Here is a 22,703-nt window from a genome sequence, read left to right as displayed (position 1 = left end):
CTCTAAAGAGAGAACAGATAAATGGATAAATCAGCAATCCAACAGATTCAAGAATCAGCGAATGCCCCACAGTTCTTAGAACAGTTACAGAAGGCAGGTTTCCCTGTTGCTGCTCTACCTGAGTCATTCGATTTGCATGACTTAGAGAAGTACATGCCAAACCGCAATCAATTTCGCGGCACAATGAAAACGGCAAATATCGATGAGTTCGTACGCTATCACGAGCATTACCAAACCGAAGGTAACCAATGTTTTATTGATGCTGAGCAAATGGCCGCAGTGACTATCTTTGATCTTGGTACTCAAGCTGTTCCTGGTCACTGTAAACACCAAGCAAAATTAGTGTTGCGCCAAACGGCTGCATTTAAAGCGCTCATCAATATGGATGAGAAAAAGAACAACCAAAAACAACTGGCTGAATGGGTCGAAGACTACAGCGAATTTGTTCAGGTGTTCTCTACTACTGGTGAGCTGATTGAAAATTCTGTGGCTTCAGCTGCGATTCGTAACATGAAATTCGAAGCGAAAGCAGGCCGTGAATCAAACGTAGATGATTTTAGCCATCACCAATCTGAGTACGAGTCGATCGCAGTTCGCACAAAAGAAGAGTTCCCAATGCCTGCTGTCTTCAAGTTCACCTGTATTCCGTACTTAGGTTTAGCAAAACGCACCTTTGAAATGCGCATGAGCACCATCGGTAACGAAATCCTAGTTCTACGCATCAAGAAGTTTGAACAACACGAAGAAGAAATGGGCGAAGAGTTCCAAACCAAGCTACAAGCCTGCTTTAAAGAAGGCGAGATCGAGATTGACACCTTTATCGGTTCGTTCTCCAGCTAATCATGTTGGCGGTGACGAACGTTGCCGCCGACTTTCTTCAAAGGAGGGAGCATGGCACTAACCAAGGAACAATACGAAAAAGCCCAACTCATCATTGAATCTATAAATGGCAGCGGAAGATCAAAAGCGGTGGGAAGATACTTGCTTGAACATCCAGGCAGAAACCCGACCTATCAGATTTGTAGTGATTTAGGGGTTAAGTCGCAACTGATTTGCAAAGCCGTCTACTACCTGCGTGGTAAGGGGGTTGGTATTAAGTCTGAGCCAAGATCACTCCACCCTTACTACGAGCTAACGATGGACGAGAAAGACAACCTTCCAGGCAAGAAGCCGCATACAAGAGGAGCTTCTAATTGTGAAGGCTTCCGCTTTGTCAAAAAGGCTCATCCGTTCAAACCGAATGTTTTATTACCGCAGTGGGGAGCGTGAGATGTCAGAAACCAAAAAGCCAAACGAACACTTTGTTAAACGTCACTTAACCAACAAGCTACAAGCACAAGGCATCTCCGGCCACCAGCTGGATGAAGCCATCGAACGTGGCATTCAGTACTACCACTACGGTACTTACGACAAAGCAAACACTATTCAATGCTGTGTTAACCATGCACTGCAATATGTAAAAGGAGAACTTACTCATGGCTAGAAAAATCTATGAGTACAACGGAATGATTGGCCTACCTACTATCGCAAAAGCTTATGGCATGAAACAAGTGACCCTATCCAGAAGAGTTCGTGATATGGGAATGACCATAGAAGAAGCAGTCCATACACCTGTTGTTAAGCGTGGTAAGAAAATGGAAAACCGAGAGATTATCAAAGAACGAGTGAAACGAGCGGTTGCAACATCTTGGACACCACTCTGGAAATTAGCTCTTGGAATAGTGGTGAAATAATGGCTAATGCAACTTTTCAAACCGAACTGGGCGCAGTGACAGCAAAAGGCCCCTACTTCAGCTTTATTCAAGGTCGTGAAGTTATTCAACTGACCTTCATCAAACCTGAGAACGAAGCCAACGGTTATGGGGTATGTAAAGAGTTCCCGAGTGATATCAGTCTATCACCTGAGTTCATGTCCCACTTTGCCGAGCAATCAGTAGGCCTGCTTTAGCTTCTCGGCCAGCAGTTCATTTTATGTAATTCGCCTATGCCCCATCGCTTGATAACGGGGCATTGCAGGACTTTTATTTTCATTATTTATTGGAGGTTTTACCGATGAGAACATTTACGGTGATTCAACTAGAGCCTAGCCGTTGGGTGAAAGAAGATCTTTTGATGGATTTGACGGGCATGTCCACCAATGAAATCAAAGACTATCGTCAGTTTCGTTGGGTTGAAGGCGTTCACTTTAAAAAAGCATCCGGTAAAAGTAGTGGTGGCGGCAAAAGTTTTAAGTATGACCGTGTTGCCATTGATGAGTTTTCAGCAAGAGAAAGGGTTGCGTAATGAACACACCAGAAGGTGTAGAGATCCGCGGTAAGTCTATCCGCATTAGTTTTACTTACCGCGAGATGCGTTGTCGGGAGACACTAAAAGGTTGGGAAGTCACCAAAGGCAATCTCAAAAAAGCGGGACATCTACGCGCTTCTATACTTTCTGAAATTTCATTAGGCACATTTGATTACTTATCTCGTTTTCCAACGTCAAAGAAAGCACTACTGTTTGCGACACCAGAACAGCGAGGTAAGAACCTTACCGTTCGCGAGCTGTTTGATGATTATATTCAATTGAAGCAAACGACAATGGCCTCTCAGTCACTTTATGTATTGAGTACTACAGCAAGAGCATGCTGCTTGTTTGTTGGAGAGGAACGTACTATTTCCACCATCACGATCATGGATGCACTAAAGTGCCAAAAGTTAATGGTCGACTCCCCTACTCGCACCGGTGCTTCACGCAGCGCAAAGACGATCAACAACATGATCAAACTTCTACGCCGATGCTTTGACTTGGCGGTGAAATCAAAGTTTATCGATGACAATCCATTTCTGCATGTTGAGTTGCTTAGTGGTGGTTCTGGTGAGCCGGACCCACTAGAACTAGAAGAATTCCACCTCCTAATAGAATCAACGACAAACTTACAGCAGCGGAATATGTTCACCTTAGCCATTTACACTGGTATGCGAACTGGTGAACTTTGTGCGTTAGCCTGGGAAGACATTGATCTTGAGAAAGGTACGATCGAGGTTACCCGCAACGTCACCATTGAACGAAAATTCACGACACCTAAGAATAAGAAGTCAGAGCGAACTATTCACTTACTTGAACCTGCGCTCCTCGCCCTTAAGTCTCAAAGAGAGCTAACCATGTTTAGCCCAGTGAGAGATATTTTTGTGGAAGTAAAAGGTTCAAACACGTTTCGCCAGGAAAGCGTTCGATTCGTGTTTATTCCAGAACGACGCAATGGCCAAGCACCGAGTGAGACTTATAAAACGACAACATACAATCGACTATGGTCACGCGCACTTAAACGAGCTGGCATTCGCCATCGCTGCTCATATCAATCTCGACATACTTACGCTTGTTGGTTGATCACCAAAGGCGCAAACCTATCTTTTATCGCGGAGCAAATGGGGCACAAGAGCACAATGATGTTGGAACGTGTTTACGGCAGGTTCATGAAGTCGCACTCGCATGAGCAGATCGAGTATTTAAATGGGCTTATGGCTTCGAATAAATGAGGCCATTCGAATTATGATGTGCATTTCAATGCGCGGAACAGAATTGCCCCTTATTTGGTAGACCTTTCACTCATTCACATCCTGCGCATGGGCTATACCCTACACAAAGTTATCCATTCTTCTAGCATTACGAGCAGTGAATCCCAATCACTGACTATCTACATTAGCTTTGAAAGTCTTTGCTATATTTGAATTTAGGTTGCTTATCAGGATGCTGTAATCTTTTTTAAATGATTGATTATGAGTTATATCATCTAGGAGTGATGACTTGGTGTTGCATTTGTAGCGATTTATGTACCAATTCATGATATAACATTGTTTATATGTTTGAATTGTAAAGTCTTTCATCGTCTCGAAATCATTTGAGGTTAGTGCCTGATTATCAATGAATTGTTTTGTATACATGCTCATTGTCAACTCGTCCAAAAAATCTATACGTTCATTTAGTTTCTTTAGCCGACTGTACAAATACTTTAGGTTAGAAGAAGTATTTTTGCTTGTGCTCACTGATACTACATGTAGATAGTTTTCGAAAATTGGCATTTGTACTTTAACAACACTTGCAGTTGATTGTTTGTTATTAGCTAGAGCGTCCATTGCTTCTTGCAAAATCGGAATGTAGGCAGATTCAATGGTACTAGAAGCTTGGTTAAGTTCTTCGTCAATCCTCTTACTTATTTTAGTAACTTCGTACTTTTTTAAGACCTGACTCGATATGATTGTGGCTACTGAACCGATTAAAGCACTGGTAATCGTAGCGCCGATGCTAAATTCCATATGATTTTCCTTGCTTCTGAAAACTGACTAATGATCTCACAGATTTGAGTATTTTAGACATTGTTTTTTCCTTCTATCAAAGCTATACCTGTCAGAAGCACTTGGGGAGTGATGAGTTGCTACAATTAATGCTCAAATCTTTACACACGAACTTTAATCCGTATAACCATAAATAATTCTGAATTGTCCCACCAGCGCCCCACTTCTGTTGGGGCGTGATAGCTACCAATAAAAACAATCACTTATAGCGTGGGTGTATATACCACGCAAATCTATACTCACGTTATCGAGCGCGGGGCTGGTGGTGTGTTGAGTCCATTATCCAGCCTTTAGAAAAACAAAGCCACCTCGAAAGGTGGCTTTGTTTTATAACTCTTTATTGACGAACACCGAGTTTCACATTGCCTTTTGAATCAAACCAAAGTGCTTGCGAACGGCGACGTCCTATTAGTATCGGACCATCGTCATAAAAGAGAAAGTTCTTCCAGTGCTTTTTAAAAATAGACCATTTCGTTTCGATGACATTGTACTTCTCGTAGCAAAAGTAAACGGTTACATCGTCTTGCCAATCGATATGTGCCTCAGCTTCCGCTGGCATGTCAGGATCATCCGACTCCCACGCAACCATCCAATCCACAGTTTCAGACCAATTCGCCTCATTCATTGGCCAGTCTTGGGAACTAAGTCTATCCATATCAGGGCTTTGAGCACTGATATTTTCTTTCCAAAATTGTGCTGAGCGGGCTTGGCTCATCGGCTTAATAAAAGCCAAATCTTCTTCTGGCACAGGCATCGACTGATGCGTAAAAATCCATTTTCTTTGGTATTCGTCCAAAGGCAAATAAGACATTCAGTCTCCTTTATTACGATTTCAGCCAACCTTTCTCTGTGGCTTCTTCAATCAACTCTTTCGCTTTGTCCCATAAGGTAACAGAGCCAAATTCAATTCGTTTATTAATGGTAAGTGCTTGTTCGCGTGAGACACCATGTTCCTTCCAACTCTGACCATTATTATGGTAGTTCAAGAGCATTGGAATTAACCGATCGAGTGCTTTTGCATACTTAGCATCATCGGTCTGCGCGGCTTCAAATTCATGCCAAAGCGCCAATAGCTCTTGCTCCTGATCGCTGGGTAACATACCAAACAAGCGCTCTGCGGCTCTGATTTCTTTTTCTGCTTGCTCTTGAGACGCAGCAGTATCATAAACAAAGGTATCGCCCGCGTCGATCTCTACTACGTCATGTATCAATAACATTTTCATCACTCGGCAAATATCAACAGGTGCATTCGCATGCTCTTCCATCAATATTGCCATCAGTGCGACATGCCAACTATGCTCACCACTATTTTCGAGGCGCCCTTCAGCACTTTTAACTCGAGTTCGGCGCAAAATGCTTTTGAGTTTATCGAGCTCGATTACAAGTGCTAACTGCTTTTCCAATCGTTCCATACTATCGTCCTTCTGGCTGCCAATTCGGATTAATAAGCGACGTTAGGACGTGGTCTTGCCACTCACCATTAATCAAAAGGTAATCTTTTGCATACCCTTCTCGGTTGAACCCTACATGCTCTAGCACAGATTCACTACGTTTATTGTGAGGCATGTAGCCAGCTTGAATACGATGCAGTTTCTGGACATTAAACATGTAGTCGCAAGCCATGGTTAATCCACGACGCATATAACCATGCCCTTGCGCTTTTTCAGCGAGAGAATATCCGACGTTACAAGAATAAAAAGGGAAACGACTCAAACTACTAAAGGATATCGTACCTAGCATTTCACCCGAAGAGGCTCTGACTAAAAGGCAATAATACCCCAATCCCATTCGATGCAGCTCATTGAGCTTGATAAGCTTTTGCAACCAACCGTTCACTGAGAAAAAAGCCTCTTCACGTTTCGGTTCAAACGGTTTCAGGTATTCTCGGTTCGCTTGAAAATATTCGGCAATCATATCTGCGTCACCGATTTCAGCGGTACGAAGAAGCAAGTCACCGTCCAACTTATGAACGGCGATAGATGAGCTGTTATCTTCCATTACAAATGATTAATTCCGTCTTTTCGTTCAATTCGATTAATTCTTACGTATACCGTAATCACGCAGTTTATTAGCGATTGAGGTATGCGATACATTCAAGCGCTTAGCAAGCTTGCGGCTTGATGGGAATGACTGATACAAACGTTCCAGAACTTGAGATTCATAATCACGCATGATCTCATCCAAAGAACCGTCGATGTTAAGCGTTGCACTACCAGCGCCGACTGACTGAGGCTGAGGTAAATTGAAGTGATCCGCGTTTAGTATATCACCATCCATTTCCGTGAGCGCTCGAAGAACCATGTTATCCAGCTGGCGCATGTTTCCTGGCCACTGATAATTTGCAAGGGCATCAACTAGACCATCATCAAACTCTGGCTTATCAATCCCAAGCTGTTGAGCATGTTTCGCCACAAACAACTCAAGCAATGGTGCAACGTCGTTTGAGCGCTTACGTAACGGAGGAATGCTGAGCGTAAGTACGTTGAGACGATAATACAAATCTTCACGGAACATTCCTGCTTCAGAAAGCTCGGCAAGGTTATGTTTTGTTGAAGCGATGATACGAACATCGACATGCATCTCATCTTCTGCACCGACACGACGGAAATTACCATCCTGTAGAAAACGTAACAGCTTGATTTGAAGGTGCGAACTCATTTCACCGATTTCATCAAGAAATACCGTGCCGCCATTTGCTTGCTCAAAGATGCCTTTGTGGCCTTGTTCATGATTGAATGAACCCGGCGCATGACCAAAAAGTTCGGTTTCTGCTACATCGTCAGGCATAGAAGCACAACTCAAAACTAGGAATGGCTTGCTCGCGCGGCTAGAACGGCTGTGGCAAGCTTTAGCAAGCATTTCTTTACCAGTCCCCGTTTCGCCCTCAATCAACAATGGTTGGTCAAGCACAGACAGCTTCTTAGCTTGGTTCATTAGTGCTTTATGACGGTTCGATATACCAACAAAGTGCTCAAAACCCAGAGGATTATGCAGCGGTAGTGCTTCTTCAATTCTGGCAACTTGCTGACTAGAGCGAATCGTCATTAGAGTACTCGCTAGAGTCGAGTTTTGCGCTTCGTCTCGGATATAAACGGGCATCAACTCTAGAACATAGTCCAAGCCATCAATCACAAGGTTTTCCCGCGTTCGACCATTAACACCTTCAGACCAACGAGAGAAACGAACACTTGGTAACAAAGCACCGATTTGAGTACCAATCACTTCTTGCTTGTGAAGGCCAAGCAACGAAAGTGCAGACATGTTTGCCATGTCTACGGCACCTTTAAGATCAATGGCAAAAACCGGATCGGGCAAGTTATCAACTAACGAGAGCAGCTCCGTATTGTGGCGCTCCATCGGCATAAACTGGATTTTACGTACGTCTTTCACCCCCGGAATACGGCGGATTTCAGCCATCAGCTCACTAAACGTATCAAAATCAATATCCGGGCAATTCAAATAGATAATACCGCTAATATCGATTTCGATACCGCGCAAGTCGATGCTTTTAGACGCTAAAATATCGAGCAGTTCTCGGGTCAAGCCGAGTCGATCTTCACATAAGACTTCAAGACGCACTTAAAATATCCCAATTCACAACTGTCAGGAAAAGTTGACAGTAGTTTCTATCATGCTTGGAATGGCGTCAAGCAATCCTATCCATCAAAGTTGATATTCGTTACGGTTTCATCGTAATTGATGCAACTTTCGCCGCCACTGCCTTGCGTATGGTGCCCAACTTAACCTGACGGTCAGGATACCAGGGTAGTGGACGCAATAAGGTCATCGCTTTCAAGCCCAAACGTGCCGTTAGAATACCAACACCTAGTCCCTGCCCCGCACGAGCAGAAACTTTGCCAGCAAGATCCATCGACATCAAATCCATACTGGCATCAATAGCGATCTCACTGGCACCAGCCGCCGCCATATTGACAAATACCGCTCTTAGTAACTTGATGCGAGATGCATAACCTAGCTCTACCCCATATACCTTGGAGAGGTTGTCGATCATTTTGAAATTTCGCCAAGCCACCAGCAACATATCAGCGGCAGCCAGAGGGCTCACGGCGACTAGGGCCGCACACTCGGTTGCGTGCTGTGATACGATTTTCGTTGCCAACTTGTCTTGTTGGCTCACCACCATCGAGTCATACATATCAAGAATTTCAGCGTCACTATGAGCAGGGTTAATACTGTTCTGCCAACGATCAAAGCCCGGATTCTCTGCCATCACACCACTTTGTTCTGCTACGGTTTCGCAAAAGGCTTTCCCTTTCCCAACGCTCTCACTATTAACAAGTGCTTCTGCTTCTTCTTGAACACTAAAATGATTTCGTAGTTTTCGCAGTTTCCAAAGCTCTTTACCCATAGCTCCTAAACCAAGCGAAGCGATCGCAGCAATAAACCCCGTCCAGCTTAAGGCTAGCCAATCAGAAGCCTGAATTGCGGTTATAACCGAGTCCACCGCTTGCCAGCCAACCAGACCAGCAAAAGTTGCAAATGCGCCAGTCGCGAGCCATTTTCTGCCCGATTTTGGACGAATGACATGCTCGAGTTGCAATTCCTGTTCGGTCTCCTGGTGCGCTTCTTTAACTTCAACAGGTACAAATGTTTCTTTTTCGCCGAATGTTTGCTGCGCCGTCAATTCCGGTTGATTCGATTGCTGCTCTTTTTCCATTACCTTTTCAGAGAAAACTTGTTTTTGCTTCAACTCACTCATTTCAATTTATCTCCAATCAGGTAATCCAATGCTTTGTCTAAGCGTATGTGCTTCACTGGCTCATCATTCGGTGAGGGCATCGGACGAAACGACGTAAAATCAAACCCGTTGTTTTGCCAATACGCTGCATTTGGTAGCTTTTTCGGCACCTCTCCGGGAAACATAGTCATCGGCTCACCACCCAATGTTGTTCCTTGTAACGCCGGGATGGTCTTATCTCCAGAGGAAATAAACCCCGTCGTGGTTACTTGGATGGAAGCGATACTCATGCAGCTCATCTCAATATTCTCGTAGGCTGCCGTTTGCCATGCTGGATGCACCATTTGTTGGAGCAGAGACACCAAATTTGGGTGCTGATCGGGCGTGATATGATCCGCTTTTGTAGCAGCAAACAACACTTTGTCGATTTTTGGTGAGAACAAACGACGCAAAAAGCTACTACGACCATAGCGGAAGCTATGCATGATCTGTTCTAGCGCTTGGCGCATGTCGTAAAACGCTTCATCACCGGCATTGAGAGGCTGCAAACAATCCACCAGTACAATCTGGCGATCGAAGGTCGCAAAATGATGCTTATAAAACGCTTTCACGACTTTCTGTTGGTATTCCTGAAAACGGGCTTCTAACATCGCTAAGTTACTGCCCTTGGACGCTTTGCTTTCCGAATCAACACGACACGGAAAAAACTGTAGCACCGGCGCGCCTGCTAGCTCACCAGGTAATACAAAGCGGCCAGGCTGAACCCAATGAAGGCCAGCGTCTTTACAGGCATGAAGGTACTCGGTGTATGTGTGTGCAATTTTCTCAAGTAGTTTCTCATTCACTTCTGCAAAGAGATCCACTTTCTCCAGTTCAGAAAGCCAAGCTTTGGCTAAATCGCCACGCTGGCCTTTAAGTGCATCAAACTGAGTTTGCGACCACGTTGCAAAGTCCATGTCCAATAAAGGCAGGTCGAGCAACCACTCTCCTGGATAGTCGATAATATCAACATTTAAAATTGCGGTTTTACTCAACAGCTTTTTCGTAGTTTTATTTGGTTTGTACTTGAGCGCTAAGCGAATCTCACTCACATCACGTGTCGGTACTGGCCACTGAGGTGGAGTGGCATGAATTTGGCTCATCGCCTCATCGTAAGCAAAGCGTGGCACCATCATATTCGATTGAGGCTCACGCTTCGCCCCAATAAGGCGCTTATCTCTAGCCGCAGTCAAAAGAGGCAAATTGTCATGGGTTGCAGTATGAAGAAGCTGATTCACTAATGACGTGATGAATGCCGTCTTACCGGCACGAGAAAGTCCGGTGACAGCAATTCGAACATTAGAGTCCATACCTCTGTTGATAAAGTCATTAACTTCTTTCTTTATTCTCTTCATTACGCTTCTTTATCTTACTCCACTTTAAAACAACGTTGTCAGCGACTTCGAATTTCGATCTATGAATACTGTTCTATCCCGAATTCTATGAGTTTAACTTTATATACCTTAATAAAAGATGAACAAAACATCCGGCTTAATGCTGTGTTAAAAAAGAAAAGCCCCTGAGTGGTTCAGAGGCTTACTTAATCTACAGCATTAGTAACTCTATATGCGCTGATTACTATGTTAAACAGGAACCCGCTTTCTTTAAGCCTAGTCGTCTTCGATTAACTTATAGATAACAAATAGAGCGATTTCCAAAATCAACCACAACACACATGTGATGGTCACGTACTTTTCATCAAAGATGCTGATACCGTGAAGAATCAAGTCATAGCCAACAAAGCCACCTATCACTACAGCAAGAATAATTTGTAGAATCTGAATAAAACGAGGCATGCCGTCTCCTAATTATTGTTCGCATAACGTTTGATTGCTATGCCTAAAGGTTTATATCCTTAATTATATAGACAAAAAGTGCAGGTTTCGCTGCACTTTTGTCAATTGTTTGCTAGGTAAATCAGCACCTTGTCACATTCTCTCTACTGAGACGCAGCAAGATTGCCCTTTGCCTTATGCTTCCATCTCTTGAATTTTCACTTTCCAAGTGTCTGGACCAATTTGGTGCGCGTTAACACCATTTGAGTCGACGGCCACTGTTACTGGCATATCTTCAACTTCAAATTCGTAAATCGCTTCCATACCTAAATCTTCAAATGCGACAACGCGAGCTTTCTTGATCGCTTTCGCCACCAAGTACGCAGCGCCACCTACAGCCATTAGGTAAACCGCTTTGTGATTCTTGATAGATTCAACCGTTGCAGGGCCACGCTCAGCTTTACCGATCATGCCCATGATGCCGGTCTTTTCTAGCATCATGTCGGTGAATTTATCCATACGCGTTGATGTTGTTGGGCCAGCAGGACCAACGACTTCATCACCAACTGCATCGACAGGGCCTACGTAGTAAATGAACTTACCGTTGAGATCTACGCCTTCAGGTAGACCTTCACCGTTATCTAGCATGCCTTGAATACGTTTATGCGCAGCATCACGACCAGTCAGAATTTTACCTGATAGAAGAACCGTTTCGCCTGTCTTCCACTCTTGTACTTCTTCTTTAGTAATTGTGTCTAAGTTTACGCGACGCGTATTTTCGCCCGCTTCCCAAGTGATATCTGGCCAATCTTCTAGTTTAGGTGGTGTTAGCTCTGCTGGGCCGCTACCATCAAGCGTGAAGTGTACGTGACGAGTCGCCGCACAGTTCGGGATCAAACAAACAGGCTTAGAAGCCGCGTGCGTTGGCGCAGTTTTGATTTTAACGTCGACAACAGTCGTCAAACCGCCAAGACCTTGCGCACCGATACCAAGTTTGTTCACGCGATTGAAGATATCCAAACGAAGCTCTTCTTCTGCGTTTTGTGGGCCACGGTCAATAAGTTCTTGAATATCGATGTGTTCCATTAGAGATTCTTTTGCCAATACCGCTGCTTTTTCAGCCGTACCGCCGATACCAATGCCAAGCATGCCAGGAGGACACCAGCCCGCCCCCATTGTTGGTAGCGTTTTTTCTACCCACTCAGCAATATCGTCAGATGGGTTTAGCATCACCATCTTAGTTTTGTTTTCGCTACCGCCGCCCTTCGCAGCGATCTGAATTTCAACTTTATCGCCCGGAACCATGTTGATATGTACGACGGCAGGCGTGTTGTCTTTGGTATTAATACGTTTACCAGCAGGGTCCATAAGTACTGACGCACGCAACGGGTTATCAGGGTTCGTGTACGCTTGTCGAACACCTTCATCTACCATCTGCTGAACCGTCATGTCGGTCGAATCCCATTGCACGCCCATACCGATGTTGACGAAACACGTCACAATACCAGTATCCTGACAAATTGGACGGTGACCTTCTGCGGACATTCGGGAGTTAATTAAGATCTGAGCAATCGCGTCTTTAGCGGCTTGGCTCTCTTCGCGGTGATAGGCTTTTTCAAGAGCTTGAACAAAGTCTAGCGGGTGGTAGTAAGAAATATACTGTAGCGCATCAGCGACACTGCTGATCACATCCTGCTTGCGTATTACCGTCATTACATGCCTCGTTATAGTTATGCTTCCATTATTGGCTTGGCTTCAATCGTGTTTGTTGAGCTTATTGCTCTTTTGAGCTTCGTTTTTTATAAACAATTGTCGAACGGCTGATATCGACACACGAAATGCTGAAGTTGCCTACTTGTAAACCATCTCAAAACCCTATGAATAGAGGGAGTTTGGCTATACAGAGGAATATGATACTCTTGCTGCCCATGACATGCCATGCAGTGAACGATCTCTTTGTCACAAATTACACAAATGAACAACATGGACAATCAATTCATTGATTTTAAAGCGCTGGAATACGCACCAGAGTTTACTCTTCACCTTTTTTCTCGCATTCAACACCTACCTTGGGCGATGTTGCTGCGTTCTGCATCAGAAACGCATATCGATAGCCGCTTCGATGTGTTGGTCTCCAACCCAATTGCAACGTTAGAAACCACTGCCGACAACACACAAGTTGAAACGCCATCGAATGCCTATTCAACTCAAGATGACCCATTTGCGCTGCTTCATCAGTTGCAAGAACAGTGGCTTCCTCACGTAGAGTTAAATAAAGAATTGGATCTGCCTTTTGTCGGCGGTGCGCTCGGTTACTTCAGTTACGATTTAGGTCGCCGCGTAGAAACGATGCCAGAAGTGGCAGAAAAGGACCTCAACACGCCGGATATGGCGGTAGGTCTGTATGAATGGGCCGTTGTTGTTGACCACCACCTAAAAAAAGCATGCTTAGTCGGTCAGAACATCGAGCAAGCTTGGCAATGGTTAAACGAGCAAAAAGCAGAACAAACCGTTGACTTCGCTTTGTCTGGTGATTGGCAGTCAAACATGACGAAAGAGAGCTACGCCACTCGCTTTGACAAGGTGCAAGAATACTTGTTGAGCGGTGACTGTTATCAGATCAATTTGGCGCAGCGCTTTAACGCACCGTATCAAGGCAGCGAGTGGCAAGCGTATCTGAAATTGGAGTCCGCCAACCAAGCGCCATTCTCAGCGTTTATCCGTATGCCTGAGTCTTCGATTTTGAGTATCTCTCCAGAGCGCTTTTTAGAGCTCAAAGATCGCGTCATTGAAACGAAACCAATCAAAGGTACTCGACCACGCAGCGAAGATCCAAAGCAAGATAACGCTAATGCTCATGACTTGCAGACAGCGGAAAAAGATCAGGCAGAAAACCTGATGATTGTCGATTTGCTGCGTAATGATATTGGTCGAGTTGCATCACCGGGTAGCGTTCACGTTCCAAAGCTGTTCGATATTGAAAGCTTCCCTGCCGTGCATCATTTGGTGAGCACCATTCGTGCAAATTTGGATGAACAATACGCTCCTGCGGATTTGCTGCGAGCGTGTTTTCCAGGCGGTTCAATTACGGGCGCACCTAAAGTTCGCGCAATGCAGATTATTGAAGAACTGGAGCCGCATCGACGCAGCGCGTATTGCGGCAGTATTGGCTACATTTCACGCCATGGTCGTATGGACACCAGCATTACTATCCGAACTCTTGTAGCGGAAAAAAACAAACTTTACGCTTGGGCTGGCGGCGGCGTCGTGGCAGATAGCGATTGCGCCTCTGAGTATCAAGAAACGTTGGATAAGCTTTCAAAGATTTTGCCAGCGCTGCAATCGTAGGTTTCAACAGCACACAACGCCGCTTTAATGCTATTGACGAAAACAATCTAAAACGCCTCCAGAACGGATAATGCCGCTCATTTAACAGCGAGTGGCATATTTCTGTATCTCATCACCCTGCACAGCGACGAAAGAGCGTGATACAGGTTCTTCTATTCAAGCACTTTGTGGTCAAATTTGTTTCATTATCCGCTCGGCGTGCTGCTACTAGATTCTTAGTCTAGCCAAGGCTCGCTAGAATGACCCAAAAAACATCGTTAAATGATCGGCATTAGCCGGTGTGGTGCGCTTTTTTGTGTGTTTTATTTGCATGTACTTTAGCTTTTAGCCGTTGGCCAACAAACATACTTTTTAAGAGGCAGCGTCTACTGCTCAAGCCACTTACACATAATCTGTTCGATATCGGTTGCGGTGTACGGCTTAGTGAGGATGTCGTCCATGCCTGAATCAATACACTTTTGACGCTCTTCGATGGTAGTGCCAGCGGTTAATGCAATAATAGGATGAGTAAAGCCACGCTCTCTCAGATACATCGTCGCCTCATAACCATCCATTTCTGGCATTCGGCAGTCCATGAATATCAGTTCGTAGTCTTTACTTTTCACCGCTTCTAATGCTTCTTTGCCGTTGGCTTTTAAATCAGGTGTAATGTCGAGTTTTTTCAGCATTTGAGTAACAATGACTTGATTCATTCTGATGTCATCAACCACTAATATTGAGCGTCCTGCTAAATCGCTTCGCTCTATGGTGACCAATTCCCCCTCTGCTGTGCCTTGTGCTTGCCCTTCCTCAAGAGGAATAGCAACTTTAAAAGTTGTCCCTTTGCGCTCTTCACTCTCAAAGCTAATTTGACCTTGCATCAAATCCACGAGGTTTTTACAAATCGCGAGACCTAAACCTGAGCCTTCAAAGCTGCGTTTCGCCGAGCGATCAACTTGGACAAATGGGTCAAAGAGTGACGGCTGTGCTTTTATTGGGATGCCAATACCAGTGTCTTCAACCTCAAAATAAGCCGTGCCGTTAAGCCATTCCACCCGTAACACGACGCCACCCAAGTGAGTAAACTTAATCGCGTTTCCCACCAAGTTAACCAAAATTTGTGTAATGCGCTCTAAGTCACCGACTAAAAATTCCGGGATCCCCAGCTTTTTGTCGATAGAGAAATGGATACGTTTTTCCGCAGCCTTAGCTGCAAATACACCCATGATGGCTTTTTCAAGTTCCTCCCAGGCAAAGACTTTATGTATGATTTCCATCATACCGGCATTCATCTTACTGAAATCAAGAAGATCATTAATGATAACTCTCAATAAGTCCCCTGATTGAGTCAGATTGCTCAAGTATTGACGCTGCTCTTCTTCTAATTGGGTTCGACTCAATAACTCCGCACTACCCAATACGCCATTGAGAGGAGTTCGCAGCTCATGGTTAATCATGGCGACAAACTCCTTCGTCGCTTTTTCTGATTCCTCAGCCCGCTTTCTCAGCTCGACCTCTCGCTCTAAACTTAAGTGTCGACCAATAACACCATGAACTAAGTCAGACACGAGCTCCATCTGTTTGGAAATAAAAGACTGATCGATTTGATCTTGCAACACAGAGAAAATCAACTCCCCAACCGTTTCCCCATCAATGATAACTGGCAAATGCAAATTCTCTCCCTGCCAATTAGGAGAGGTTAAAATCTCGTTGTTATGACGAAGCTGTAAGTGACCAAAGTGATGACGACGCAATGAGCTCAGCTTTGTAGCGTCAAGAAACAAGTAAGCCGCAGAAATGATCGAGTTAGAAGTGAGCTGCTCAATAAAGCTCGCTATCATTGCTTCATCGAACGTGCTCGATAAAAAAGTACGACCGAACTTAATCAACGTGGCATCAATTTGCTCTTCAAACTCAAACTTACGAAGATCCTTTTTAGATTTCAGCTCCAGCTTTTTCAATGCAACACTGAGTTGCTGGTTGGATTCATATAACTCTAAGCTTTTCTGTTCCAACAGCTGCTCAGCTGCTTTTCTTGATGCAACTTCTCGTTTGAGTTTCCTTTCTAATGAGGAACTTCCCGTCATATCGTTCTTATTGAGCCTCTAACCAAAAACGTACTTTGCTGCCATCTTCTGACTGGTTTTGATGTTTGATATGAACTACCTCACCAAAATGTGCAGCACAACCTTTTATCAATCCTAAGCATACGTGAGACATACATCTTGCGCTGTGGTAGTCAAATACCAATTGGGATTGGTTTTCACTAATGAAATCAAATTGCGGAGGGTTAGCATCAGGATAGAGCTTCTTAACTTCGACATGAATAAAGTCTTCAACATGGCGAACAAATTGAAACGTCGTTTCACACTGTTGCAAACTGGCGTGACTAGGAATAGAGCGAAGTAAATTCAAAAAGACGCACTCTCCAAACACCTCTTGCAGTTGCTCGGGGGGAACACCAGATACTTTACTGAGATTCACGATCAACTTAACCAAGTCTTTGTGATCGTAACTACCAACAGCAGTGTAAACACCTTCATCGTTAGAAAGATCGAGAACTTGGTCTAACACATCAAGACCGAATTTCTCTTCCACTAACTCCATGAACTCGGTGAAAATAATCCCTTTCATTGGCCAATACTTGCCCTATAGTGACGTCCTAAAATAAAGAATGGTGTATAACCTTATAAGTTTCAAATTAATATGTTCAAGTAGAGTGAGACACACAACACAAAGAGGGAAAGTGCTGGCGAGTGCTTTAATGCGAATGTTTTATTTGGTAACCAGTAACGATAACGCCATACGCTTTGCCGTCTTTGAGTATAATAAATAATGGTTAGGCACGATAAATAAGGACTCAGTTTGGTTATCGACAAAACTCATTTACTACAGAACTTTCAATTTCGGCTTCCAACGGGCTACCACAAAGAGTCCCTTGCACGACTGAAATGGATGAAAGAAAAGTCCCTGAGAGATGCGGCAGTCTTAATCGGTTTTGTGGAACGCGATGACGGGTTACAAGTCATTCTGACTAAGCGTGCAGCCCACTTACGCCATCATCCGGGACAAATCAGCTTTCCCGGTGGCAAATATGAGCAGGAAGATATTCAGCTCGTGAATACCGCTTTAAGGGAAACCAAAGAAGAAGTTGGGATAGAAGATGAGCATATTCATGTGTTTGGTCAACTGCCTACACTACCAACGATTAGTCAATTTAATGTGACACCTTTTTTGGCTTTTGTTTCTCCGGAATATAAAACGCATATTGACCCAAATGAAGTAGAGTCAGTTTTTGAGGTTCCTGCCAACCATATTCTGAACCCCAAAAAATTGTATAGCACCAAATTTGACCTAAAAAGAAGCAGTCATCGTGTATTTGCTATCCCATATAGACAGCATTTCATCTGGGGCATGACGGCACAAATTATCGAATCAATGCAAAAACATATTATTTCACATTAAATAGTTGTTGATATCGGTGCTTTTATAGGCGCGATCATTATGCGCATCAATATTAATAAAACGTTGCTTCATAAACATTCATTCACATTAGATTAATTTTCCATTTTCACCGCAAACGCTTGCGGTGAAATAAATTTATACAAACAGCCCTATTGATAAGTTTTTCTAATTTTACTCATTAGCAGAAATCACGAGTAGCACATCATTTTCGTGATAAAAAGCAGGTTTTTGACATATCATTCAATAAGCGTAAGCAATAAATGATTTAGATCTAATTTTCCTAGTGTAAAATCTTGCAAAATTACTCCCGACTTATTTCCTGTTCCCAAATGAGTAACTAAAAAATGAATACAACTACTTCTGCGGTTTCTACCGCACAATCGTCTAGTAAGTTTTCTTACAAAGACTTTACCTGGTGTCTGTCCCTTTTTGGTACGGCAGTAGGTGCAGGTGTACTGTTCCTTCCTATTAAAGCAGGTGCAGGTGGCTTTTGGCCATTAGTAATCCTAGCCCTAATCGCAGCACCAATGACTTGGTTCGCACACAAATCTTTAGCTCGTTTCGTTCTTTCTGCGAAAAACCCTGAAGCGGACATCACCGACACAGTAGAAGAGCACTTTGGTAAGACTGGCGCAAACCTTATTACGTTCGCTTACTTCTTCGCTATCTACCCAATCGTACTTATCTACGGTGTTGGTATCACAAACACAGTTGACTCTTTCCTAGTTAACCAAATGGGCATGGAATCTATTCCTCGCTGGCTACTTTCTGGTGCACTTATTGCTGCAATGACAGCAGGCGTAGTATTCGGTAAAGAGCTTATGCTGAAAGCAACTTCAGCAATGGTTTACCCTCTCGTGTTCATCCTACTAGCACTGTCTGTATACCTAATTCCTGGTTGGAACACTTCAATGATGGAAGTGTCACCTGACTGGGGTGCAATGCCAGCTATCGTTTGGCTAGCAATCCCTGTTATTGTGTTCTCTTTCAACCACAGCCCAATCATTTCTCAGTTCTCTAAAGAGCAACGTCGTGTATACGGTGATGACGCAGTTAAGAAAACTGACGCTATCACCGGTGGCGCAGCAATGATGCTGATGGGCTTTGTTATGTTCTTCGTTTTCTCTGTTGTACTTTCTCTGTCTCCAGAGCAACTAGCAACGGCGCAAGAGCAAAACATCTCTGTTCTCTCTTACCTAGCAAACGTGCATGAATCTCCACTGATCTCTTACATGGGTCCATTGGTTGCTTTCGCAGCGATCACCTCTAGCTACTTTGGCCACTTCTTAGGTGCGCACGAAGGTCTAGTTGGTCTAGTGAAATCTCGTTCAAAATCACCAGTAAGCAAGATCGAGAAGATGTCTCTAATCTTCATTGTAATCACAACTTGGATCGTTGCTATCGTTAACCCAAGCATCCTAGGTATGATTGAAACAATGGGTGCACCGATGATTGCCGCAATCCTATTCTTGATGCCAATCTTCGCAATGCAAAAAGTTCCTGCGATGGCTAAGTACAAAACTTCAGCACCTGTGCAAATTTTCACAGCAATCTGTGGTCTTGCTGCAATTAGTTCTGTAATCTACGGCGCTCTTTAATCATCTCTGCCCAGTGCAGTATGATTAATCCAAAAATATAACGATAAAATTAAGCCTCCCAACTCCCCTTGGGAGGCTTTCTTCTGAGGTAATCGATATGATTAGTGTTTTTGATATCTATAAAATCGGTGTTGGACCTTCAAGCTCACACACTGTAGGCCCAATGAAAGCGGGTAAAGAGTTTATTGATGATCTTCGTGCAATGGGAAAACTGCGCGACATCACTAAAATCACCGTTGACGTTTATGGATCACTATCACTGACAGGGAAAGGTCACCACACAGATATTGCTATCATCATGGGTCTTGCAGGCAACACTCCTGAGAAAGTTGATATCGATTCTATCCCGGGCTTTATCGCTCGTGTAGAAGAAACTGAACGCCTTCCTGTTGGCATGCACTGTCACACAGTATCGTTCCCACGTGAAGGTGGAATGAACTTCCACAAAACAAACCTAGAGCTACACGAAAACGGCATGCAGATCCACGCTTGGATTGATGACGAAAAAGCGTACTCAAAAACTTACTACTCTATCGGCGGTGGTTTCATCGTTGATGAAGAAAATTTCGGTAAAGAAGCTGAGAACCCAGTAAAAGTACCTTACCCGTTTACAACGGCAGAGGAACTGGTTAACCAATGCCATGAAAGTGGATTGTCCATCAGCGCACTAACCATGAAGAATGAGCATGCGCTTCATTCAGATGAAGAAACTCGTACTTATTTCGCAAACATCTGGCGCACAATGCGCGAGTGTATGGATCGCGGTATGAATGAAGAAGGTATTTTGCCAGGTCCATTGCGTGTGCCTCGCCGTGCAGCAGCACTTCGCCAGCAGCTACTAACTTCAGAAAAGACAACAAACGACCCAATGTCTGTTGTTGATTGGGTAAACATGTTTGCTTTCGCAGTAAACGAAGAGAACGCAGCAGGTGGCCGCGTTGTTACAGCACCAACTAACGGTGCGTGTGGCATCATCCCTGCGGTACTGGCTTACTACGATAAGTTCATCCAAACTGTGACTGAAAAAGATTACATCCGTTACTTTGCAGCTTCTGGCGCAATCGGTGGTCTTTACAAGCGTAACGCGTCGATCTCTGGTGCAGAGGTTGGCTGTCAGGGTGAAGTTGGCGTGGCATGTTCTATGGCAGCAGCAGGCCTTGCTGAGCTTATGGGTGGTAGCCCAGAGCAAGTATGTATGGCAGCAGAAATCGCAATGGAGCACAACTTAGGTCTAACGTGTGACCCAGTTGCAGGTCAGGTTCAGGTTCCATGTATCGAGCGTAACGGTATTGCGGCAGTAAAAGCAATCAACTCTACTCGTATGGCACTACGTCGCTCTTCAGCTCCAACTGTTTCTCTAGATAAGGTTATCGAAACCATGCTAGAAACAGGTAAAGACATGAACGCGAAATACCGCGAAACATCTCAAGGTGGTCTAGCAATCAAAGTGATTTGCTAACACGCCTTTCTGAATACCAATCAAAACCCGAGTTTATGCTCGGGTTTTTTTATACCCCAAAAACCCAGGAGAATGCGTTATCAGGACAAGTAAAAAAAAACCTAAAACGTTGAATATATCCAAATATTATGGATATCTCAGTAAAAAATCACATCTCTTCCCTAGCTTTATTGATAACGTAGCCAAAAATTAAACTTGGAGCACATCAACACATGATTAGGTTTGAAATTGGAAACCAAATCTGCGTTTGCTTGTCCGAAAACGAAATATCTCTAGAGCTCAATCAGTCACTCCACCACTCCATTCCTGTCAACCCAAATGAGTACGCCATTCTGTCAACTATCGCCACATACGGCAGTTTAAATACGCCGATTAGTCAGCGGTTAATAGAAAGCAAAATCACTCAACAATACAAAATGACACTGCCTGAAAATGGCTTTAAAAACGCGGTGGCCGCTCTAAGAAAGAAATTTCGCAAGCTCACGGAAGAACATTTAACCACTAACAAAAACATTATCGAAAACATTCACCGGACCGGATACTTCATCCCTTTTACTATGCAAAACAACCATCAGAATGGCATCGAACATCAACAGAAGATCAATCAATACACAACCAATAGTCTTCGCAAAGCGCTTCGTATTTGCCTGCGTAATAAAAAGATCTATTCAGAAGCAATGTGGGTTGTGTTGATCACTGCGATCATTTTCTTTGCTATCTGTTACTACGCGATAAACAGCATCGTTAAACATAATTATCTGGATAACGCCTTCGAAATTGCAGAGAACCTTTCCCGCAGGAGTTGCTTTGCTAATGAAAGCGAACTGAAGTCACTATTTGATAATGTGAAGTTGGTGGAATCGAGCATGATGCTAGATCGTTTCAATATTCGATGCTTAGTCACTCCAGAAACCGTTGTCCCTGTCAGCAAAAAAGCCTTTGAAGAGTGGAGTAACAATAGCAATTACACTACCCAATCATTTGACTTAAATAACGCAACTGTTTTGGTTCGTGTTAAAAACATTAACTTATCCGACAATGTTGAAAATCATATTTCACGTTTTTTTCTTTCCGGTATGAAGCTATCAACGAATACCGGAACATCGTTAGAGATTGGTAACACCAATGAACGCTTCTTCAATTATCACGTAAAGAATAGTGGCTATAAAGAGGTGTATTACATCTCTGGACCGTTTCAAAGTATCATTCTACTGAGCTTACTTTTTCTCATTATACTGCGTCACCGCTCCCTACAAGCCTTTATGGCTTACTTGTGCGCAATTCGACAATTCAAAATAAAACTGGAACCGATTTATAACACTTCGGCGCAAAAGATTGTGCACTACGAAGCCCTCTCCCGGTTTAAGGTAAAAAATACGCAACGGTTTATTGAAACACTGATCCGCAATGGATTGCTGCTAACTCATACCTTACTGGTGATTGATTCCATCTACACCAAACAAAAAGCGTTGCCCATCCCTATCAGCATTAACGTTTGTCCTTCTTTGCTGCGAGGGCGTAACTTTTCAATCCTATATAGAGAGCTATCTAATCGGGATTGCCGTTTGCTGACAATCGAAATCACAGAAAATGCATCGATGTATTATACCTCTGAGATTTATGGCAATGTCGCGAAACTAAAAGCACTGGATTGTAAAATCAGTATTGATGACTTTGGCACCGGCAATAATAATGTGGCGCTTATCAGCAAGCTGAATCCGGACTACCTCAAAATCGACCGAGAATTTGTTATTGGCCTAAAATCTGATGATAAAAAGATAGAAACCTTGCGTCAGTTAATTGCTATGGGCAATACGTATCGCTGCACGGTCATTGTTGAAGGCGTAGAAACGGCAGACAGTGCTCACTTACTCACAACATTGGGCGCCTATATTCACCAAGGTTATTATTACCCTCTTCATTGCTAGCTTTTCTTCACTCGGTTAGTTACTTAAAATAGATCTAATACTCTATAAAAACTCGTGGTGGCATAACGGTATGCCGCCA

At 43.7% G+C, this 22,703-nt stretch carries 23 protein-coding genes; 12 read left to right on the top strand and 11 right to left on the bottom strand.

From position 1 onward, the window contains the following. Positions 1 to 21: 21 nt before the first annotated feature. The 7 genes from R8N49_RS14470 (at position 22) to R8N49_RS14440 (ending at position 3,518) form a co-directional block, all read left to right on the top strand. Positions 22 to 840 carry a DUF2303 family protein gene (locus R8N49_RS14470; RefSeq protein ID WP_065274652.1) on the top strand — a complete coding sequence of 273 codons (819 nt, stop codon included), beginning with the start codon at positions 22 to 24 and terminating at the stop codon, positions 838 to 840. A gap of 51 nt (positions 841 to 891) precedes the next feature. After that, on the top strand, positions 892 to 1,269 hold the full coding sequence (locus R8N49_RS14465; protein ID WP_065274653.1) for a hypothetical protein: 378 nt from the start codon (positions 892 to 894) through the stop codon (positions 1,267 to 1,269). A 1-nt stretch (position 1,270) separates the two neighbouring features. Continuing rightward, entirely contained in the window at positions 1,271 to 1,483 is a 213-nt protein-coding gene (locus R8N49_RS14460; protein WP_014232336.1) for a hypothetical protein, read from the top strand. Next, a complete protein-coding gene (locus R8N49_RS14455) occupies positions 1,476 to 1,733 on the top strand; it encodes a hypothetical protein (protein WP_065274655.1) in 258 nt (85 codons plus the stop codon). The genes R8N49_RS14460 and R8N49_RS14455 overlap by 8 nt, the downstream gene beginning before the upstream one ends. After that, the gene (locus tag R8N49_RS14450; protein WP_318190010.1) at positions 1,733 to 1,948 is read left to right on the top strand and encodes a hypothetical protein; all 216 of its coding nucleotides are present in this window, start codon (positions 1,733 to 1,735) and stop codon (positions 1,946 to 1,948) included. The genes R8N49_RS14455 and R8N49_RS14450 overlap by 1 nt, the downstream gene beginning before the upstream one ends. Before the next feature lie 104 nt (positions 1,949 to 2,052). Next, complete coding sequence (gene xisR, locus R8N49_RS14445) at positions 2,053 to 2,283, top strand: excisionase family protein (RefSeq protein ID WP_014232338.1); 231 nt, start codon at positions 2,053 to 2,055, stop codon at positions 2,281 to 2,283. Beyond that, positions 2,283 to 3,518, top strand: coding sequence for a site-specific integrase (locus tag R8N49_RS14440; protein WP_169578443.1), 1,236 nt, complete (start codon positions 2,283 to 2,285; stop codon positions 3,516 to 3,518). The genes xisR and R8N49_RS14440 overlap by 1 nt, the downstream gene beginning before the upstream one ends. A gap of 147 nt (positions 3,519 to 3,665) precedes the next feature. Here R8N49_RS14440 and R8N49_RS14435 read toward each other — a convergent pair whose 3' ends face one another. The 9 genes from R8N49_RS14435 to R8N49_RS14390 form a co-directional block, all read right to left on the bottom strand. Further along, positions 3,666 to 4,295, bottom strand: a complete 630-nt coding sequence (locus tag R8N49_RS14435) for a hypothetical protein (protein ID WP_065274658.1) — start codon at positions 4,293 to 4,295, stop codon at positions 3,666 to 3,668. A gap of 376 nt (positions 4,296 to 4,671) precedes the next feature. Continuing rightward, positions 4,672 to 5,145, bottom strand: a complete 474-nt coding sequence (locus tag R8N49_RS14425) for a DUF2947 domain-containing protein (RefSeq protein WP_054577705.1) — start codon at positions 5,143 to 5,145, stop codon at positions 4,672 to 4,674. Positions 5,146 to 5,158: 13 nt separating this feature from the next. Further along, on the bottom strand, positions 5,159 to 5,746 hold the full coding sequence (locus tag R8N49_RS14420; RefSeq protein WP_005376917.1) for an HD domain-containing protein: 588 nt from the start codon (positions 5,744 to 5,746) through the stop codon (positions 5,159 to 5,161). A gap of 1 nt (position 5,747) precedes the next feature. Then, positions 5,748 to 6,332 (bottom strand): ribosomal protein S5-alanine N-acetyltransferase, encoded by a 585-nt coding sequence (gene rimJ / locus R8N49_RS14415; RefSeq protein WP_005388271.1) that lies wholly within the window; start codon positions 6,330 to 6,332, stop codon positions 5,748 to 5,750. 36 nt (positions 6,333 to 6,368) lie between these two features. Continuing rightward, complete coding sequence (tyrR, locus tag R8N49_RS14410) at positions 6,369 to 7,913, bottom strand: transcriptional regulator TyrR (protein ID WP_017820442.1); 1,545 nt, start codon at positions 7,911 to 7,913, stop codon at positions 6,369 to 6,371. A 100-nt stretch (positions 7,914 to 8,013) separates the two neighbouring features. After that, entirely contained in the window at positions 8,014 to 9,054 is a 1,041-nt protein-coding gene (locus R8N49_RS14405) for a YcjF family protein (RefSeq protein ID WP_065274660.1), read from the bottom strand. Continuing rightward, positions 9,051 to 10,427 carry a YcjX family protein gene (locus R8N49_RS14400; protein WP_186584876.1) on the bottom strand — a complete coding sequence of 459 codons (1,377 nt, stop codon included), beginning with the start codon at positions 10,425 to 10,427 and terminating at the stop codon, positions 9,051 to 9,053. Before R8N49_RS14400 ends, R8N49_RS14405 begins: the two co-directional genes overlap by 4 nt. A gap of 255 nt (positions 10,428 to 10,682) precedes the next feature. Further along, positions 10,683 to 10,868: a hypothetical protein gene (locus R8N49_RS14395; RefSeq protein WP_005376906.1), complete on the bottom strand. Its 186-nt coding sequence runs from the start codon at positions 10,866 to 10,868 to the stop codon at positions 10,683 to 10,685. Between the two features lie 174 nt (positions 10,869 to 11,042). Further along, a complete protein-coding gene (locus tag R8N49_RS14390; protein WP_005376905.1) occupies positions 11,043 to 12,560 on the bottom strand; it encodes a fumarate hydratase in 1,518 nt (505 codons plus the stop codon). 270 nt (positions 12,561 to 12,830) lie between these two features. Between R8N49_RS14390 and pabB the strand changes: the two genes are divergently transcribed. Further along, positions 12,831 to 14,195: an aminodeoxychorismate synthase component I gene (gene pabB / locus R8N49_RS14385; RefSeq protein ID WP_186584874.1), complete on the top strand. Its 1,365-nt coding sequence runs from the start codon at positions 12,831 to 12,833 to the stop codon at positions 14,193 to 14,195. Between the two features lie 365 nt (positions 14,196 to 14,560). On the opposite strand, the gene R8N49_RS14380 is transcribed toward pabB, so the two are convergent. Continuing rightward, complete coding sequence (locus tag R8N49_RS14380; protein WP_005388280.1) at positions 14,561 to 16,261, bottom strand: ATP-binding protein; 1,701 nt, start codon at positions 16,259 to 16,261, stop codon at positions 14,561 to 14,563. 7 nt (positions 16,262 to 16,268) lie between these two features. Beyond that, a complete protein-coding gene (locus R8N49_RS14375) occupies positions 16,269 to 16,808 on the bottom strand; it encodes a heme NO-binding domain-containing protein (RefSeq protein WP_005388282.1) in 540 nt (179 codons plus the stop codon). Between the two features lie 231 nt (positions 16,809 to 17,039). Here R8N49_RS14375 and R8N49_RS14370 point away from each other — a divergent pair, with 231 nt between their 5' ends. The 4 genes from R8N49_RS14370 to R8N49_RS14355 all read left to right on the top strand — a co-directional run bounded on the left by R8N49_RS14370 (position 17,040) and on the right by R8N49_RS14355 (position 22,624). Then, positions 17,040 to 17,639, top strand: a complete 600-nt coding sequence (locus R8N49_RS14370; RefSeq protein ID WP_005376901.1) for a CoA pyrophosphatase — start codon at positions 17,040 to 17,042, stop codon at positions 17,637 to 17,639. A gap of 344 nt (positions 17,640 to 17,983) precedes the next feature. After that, positions 17,984 to 19,237: an aromatic amino acid transport family protein gene (locus R8N49_RS14365; RefSeq protein ID WP_005388284.1), complete on the top strand. Its 1,254-nt coding sequence runs from the start codon at positions 17,984 to 17,986 to the stop codon at positions 19,235 to 19,237. 97 nt (positions 19,238 to 19,334) lie between these two features. Beyond that, on the top strand, positions 19,335 to 20,696 hold the full coding sequence (locus R8N49_RS14360) for an L-serine ammonia-lyase (protein WP_005376899.1): 1,362 nt from the start codon (positions 19,335 to 19,337) through the stop codon (positions 20,694 to 20,696). Between the two features lie 212 nt (positions 20,697 to 20,908). Continuing rightward, entirely contained in the window at positions 20,909 to 22,624 is a 1,716-nt protein-coding gene (locus R8N49_RS14355) for an EAL domain-containing protein (protein WP_138940463.1), read from the top strand. Positions 22,625 to 22,703 lie beyond the last annotated feature (79 nt).

The organism is Vibrio sp. 1978 (assembly GCF_033344345.1).
Note: the sequence above shows the minus strand (reverse complement) of the source record. Positions and strands in the feature narration are given on the sequence as shown.

Bases quoted from the DNA above. Each gene is read 5' to 3' on its own strand.
- R8N49_RS14360 (WP_005376899.1), top strand. From the start codon at position 19,335: ATGATTAGTGTTTTTGATATCTATAAAATCGGTGTTGGACCTTCAAGC.
- R8N49_RS14440 (WP_169578443.1), top strand. From the start codon at position 2,283: ATGAACACACCAGAAGGTGTAGAGATCCGCGGTAAGTCTATCCGCATT.
- R8N49_RS14375 (WP_005388282.1), bottom strand. From the start codon at position 16,808: ATGAAAGGGATTATTTTCACCGAGTTCATGGAGTTAGTGGAAGAGAAA.
- R8N49_RS14470 (WP_065274652.1), top strand. From the start codon at position 22: ATGGATAAATCAGCAATCCAACAGATTCAAGAATCAGCGAATGCCCCA.
- R8N49_RS14450 (WP_318190010.1), top strand. From the start codon at position 1,733: ATGGCTAATGCAACTTTTCAAACCGAACTGGGCGCAGTGACAGCAAAA.
- pabB (WP_186584874.1), top strand. From the start codon at position 12,831: ATGGACAATCAATTCATTGATTTTAAAGCGCTGGAATACGCACCAGAG.
- R8N49_RS14380 (WP_005388280.1), bottom strand. From the start codon at position 16,261: ATGACGGGAAGTTCCTCATTAGAAAGGAAACTCAAACGAGAAGTTGCA.
- R8N49_RS14365 (WP_005388284.1), top strand. From the start codon at position 17,984: ATGAATACAACTACTTCTGCGGTTTCTACCGCACAATCGTCTAGTAAG.
- R8N49_RS14400 (WP_186584876.1), bottom strand. From the start codon at position 10,427: ATGAAGAGAATAAAGAAAGAAGTTAATGACTTTATCAACAGAGGTATG.
- xisR (WP_014232338.1), top strand. From the start codon at position 2,053: ATGAGAACATTTACGGTGATTCAACTAGAGCCTAGCCGTTGGGTGAAA.
- R8N49_RS14425 (WP_054577705.1), bottom strand. From the start codon at position 5,145: ATGTCTTATTTGCCTTTGGACGAATACCAAAGAAAATGGATTTTTACG.
- R8N49_RS14390 (WP_005376905.1), bottom strand. From the start codon at position 12,560: ATGACGGTAATACGCAAGCAGGATGTGATCAGCAGTGTCGCTGATGCG.
- R8N49_RS14465 (WP_065274653.1), top strand. From the start codon at position 892: ATGGCACTAACCAAGGAACAATACGAAAAAGCCCAACTCATCATTGAA.
- R8N49_RS14460 (WP_014232336.1), top strand. From the start codon at position 1,271: ATGTCAGAAACCAAAAAGCCAAACGAACACTTTGTTAAACGTCACTTA.
- R8N49_RS14355 (WP_138940463.1), top strand. From the start codon at position 20,909: ATGATTAGGTTTGAAATTGGAAACCAAATCTGCGTTTGCTTGTCCGAA.
- rimJ (WP_005388271.1), bottom strand. From the start codon at position 6,332: ATGGAAGATAACAGCTCATCTATCGCCGTTCATAAGTTGGACGGTGAC.
- R8N49_RS14420 (WP_005376917.1), bottom strand. From the start codon at position 5,746: ATGGAACGATTGGAAAAGCAGTTAGCACTTGTAATCGAGCTCGATAAA.
- R8N49_RS14395 (WP_005376906.1), bottom strand. From the start codon at position 10,868: ATGCCTCGTTTTATTCAGATTCTACAAATTATTCTTGCTGTAGTGATA.
- R8N49_RS14435 (WP_065274658.1), bottom strand. From the start codon at position 4,295: ATGGAATTTAGCATCGGCGCTACGATTACCAGTGCTTTAATCGGTTCA.
- R8N49_RS14405 (WP_065274660.1), bottom strand. From the start codon at position 9,054: ATGAGTGAGTTGAAGCAAAAACAAGTTTTCTCTGAAAAGGTAATGGAA.
- R8N49_RS14455 (WP_065274655.1), top strand. From the start codon at position 1,476: ATGGCTAGAAAAATCTATGAGTACAACGGAATGATTGGCCTACCTACT.